At 74.6% G+C, this 2644-nt stretch carries 2 protein-coding genes and 1 pseudogene; all 3 read left to right on the forward strand.

Features of this window, described 5'->3' with window-relative positions; translation table 11 throughout:
* A pseudogene (locus tag U9R90_RS35365) lies at window positions 1-439 on the forward strand (NYN domain-containing protein); the annotation flags it as partial.
* 142 nt (window positions 440-581) lie between these two features.
* A complete protein-coding gene (locus tag U9R90_RS35370) occupies window positions 582-1547 on the forward strand; it encodes an ABC transporter ATP-binding protein (protein ID WP_411061530.1) in 966 nt (321 codons plus the stop codon).
* Window positions 1548-1662: 115 nt separating this feature from the next.
* Window positions 1663-2493: an ABC transporter permease gene (locus U9R90_RS35375; protein ID WP_411061529.1), complete on the forward strand. Its 831-nt coding sequence runs from the start codon at window positions 1663-1665 to the stop codon at window positions 2491-2493.
* The last annotated feature ends 151 nt before the right edge of the window (window positions 2494-2644 follow it).

Raw genomic sequence — 2644 nt, forward strand, 5'->3', positions numbered from 1 at the left:
CCCGCAGCACCCCGCCAGCGCCACCCTGCGCTGGTCATCGGAGAAAGGCTGGGTCGAGCGCCCGGGACCGGCATCGGACCCCGCCGACATCGCCGCACTGCCGACCCTGGCCCAGCTGACCACCGCCGAACAGCGCTGGGCCGACCGCGAAGAGGACATCACCACCGTCGGCGGCGACCCGTACGAGGTCGGCCAGGTCTTCGCCCGCCGCTGGATGGCACGGCTGCCCGACCCGGCCGGGCTGCAGAAGCTGTCCACGATGTACCCGCGCATCCCGCACCGCGTCGACGGAGAACTGCTGCGGTACGCCGCGCGCTTCGGCCTCCTCGCACACAAGGACGACCAGATCGACGAGCACGACCGGTACGCGATCCGGGCCGGCTTCTGGCGCGAGATCGACGTGCGTACGGCGGCGGAACCGGCCCCCGCGGGGGAGTGAACCGGGGCTCACACCCCGGCACGGTCCCCGGGTGCCCGGCCCCCGAGGAACTTTCGCCCTGCGGAACCCCGTAGGCTCGTCCCTCGTGGATACGCGCACAGGACCCACGGGATCTTCGGCACACGGTGACGACACCGTGTGCGTGGTGCGTGACCTGGTCAAGACCTACCCCGCGGCGCGCGGCAGGCGCGGAGTGCCCGCGACACCCGAGGTACGGGCCACCGACGGAGTGTCGCTGGACGTCCGACGCGGGGAGATCTTCGGACTGCTCGGGCCCAACGGCGCCGGCAAGTCCACCCTCGTACGCCAGCTCACCGGCCTGATGCGGCCGGATGCGGGACAGGTCGAGATCCTCGGGCACGACATCGTGCGCCACCCCGAGCGCGCCGCCCGCATCCTCGCCTACCTCGGCCAGGAGTCCACCGCGCTCGACGAACTCACCGTCGCCCTCGCCGCCGAGACCACCGGACGGCTGCGCGGCCTCGACGCCCGGCGCGCCAGGGCCGAGCGGGACGAGGTCCTGGACGAACTGGGGCTCGGCGCGCTCGCCGGACGCCCCCTGAGGAAGCTCTCCGGTGGCCAGCGGCGGCTCGCCTGCTTCGCCACCGCGCTGGTCGGGGAGCGGCCCCTGCTGGTACTCGACGAGCCGACCACCGGAATGGACCCCGTCGCCCGGCGCGCCGTGTGGGCCGCCGTGGACCGGCGCCGGGCCCAGCACGGCACGACCGTGCTGCTGGTCACCCACAACGTCATCGAGGCCGAGACCGTACTCGACCGCGTCGCCGTACTGGAGACCGGCAAGGTCATCGCCTGCGACACCCCCGCGGGGCTGAAGAACGAGGTCGCCGGCGAGGTGCGGCTCGAACTCGTCTGGCGCGAGCACGCCCCGCTGGACGTACCCGAGGTCGCCGCGCTGCGCGCCTTCGCCGAGGAGACCGGGCGCCACTGGGCCCTGCGCCTCGCCCCGGACGAGGCCCGCGCCGCGGTGGCCGCCGTCACCGGTGGCGAGGCCTTCGCGGCCCTGGACGACTTCACCCTGGCCACGCCGAGCCTGGAGGACGTCTACCTCGCGCTCGGCGGCCGTACGAAGGGGCTGGTGAAGGCATGACGAGCGGCAGGGCCAACCGCGTGACCAGCGGCGTGCCCGGCACCATGGCCAGCGGCGTGACGAGCGGCATGAGCGATATGAGCGGCACGGCCGAAGCGGACAGGAGCAGCGTGAGGTGAGTCTCGTACGTCTTCAAGCCCCTGCCGACACCAGGCGGCCGTCCGGTGACAGGGCACCCGCGCCCCGCGCCGCGGCCCCGCTCGCGCCCCGGGCGCGGCTGCTGCCCGCTCTCGCCGCCGTCTACCGGGCGCAGCTCTCGCGGGCCCGCGTGGCCCGGATTCCGCTGCTCTTCGTCGCGACCTTCCAGTCCATCGGGATCATGGTCCTGATGCGCGGTGTCGTGGACGGCGGGGCCGAGGCGCGGGCCGTCGTCGCCGGGTCGTCGGTCCTCGTCGTGGCCTTCGTGGCGCTCAACCTGCTGGCCCAGTACTTCGGCCAGCTGCGCGCGGGCGGCGGGCTCGACCACTACGCGACGCTGCCCGTGCCGCCCGCGTCCGTGGTGCTCGGAACGGCCGCGGCGTACGCCTCCTTCACCGTGCCCGGGACGGCCGTGACGGCCGTCGTCGGCAGCGCGCTGTTCGGGCTGCCGCTCACCCACCTGTGGGTCCTGGCCGCGGTGATCCCGCTGTCCGGCGCCGCGCTCGCCGGGCTCGGCGCCGCGCTCGGGCTGCTCGCGCCACGGCAGGAGCTGGCCACCCTGCTCGGCCAGCTGGGCATGTCGGCCGCGCTGCTGCTCGGGGTGCTGCCCCCCGACCGGTTGCCGCTGTTCATCCAGTACGCGCGCGACCTGCTGCCCTCGACGTACGGTGTCGAGGCCTTCGCCCGTACCTTCGACACGCATCCCAACTGGGCCGCCGTCGCGCTCGACCTCACGGTCTGCGCGGCCGTCGGCGTCGTCTCGCTGGCTGTCGCCACCTGGGCCTACCGGCGCGCAGCCGTACGCTGACCCGCGCGCCCGGGCACGCCCGGGGCGCCCGATCGGCGGCCTGACAACGGGGCATCCGCCGAGGCCTGGCACGATGGCAGGGTGACCGCACCGCTGACGCCGCCCCACCAGCCGCCCCCGAACCAGCCACAGGACCCCTGGCAGGCCCCGC

Source organism: Streptomyces sp. E11-3, from assembly GCF_046540415.1.
GTDB lineage: Bacteria > Actinomycetota > Actinomycetes > Streptomycetales > Streptomycetaceae > Streptomyces.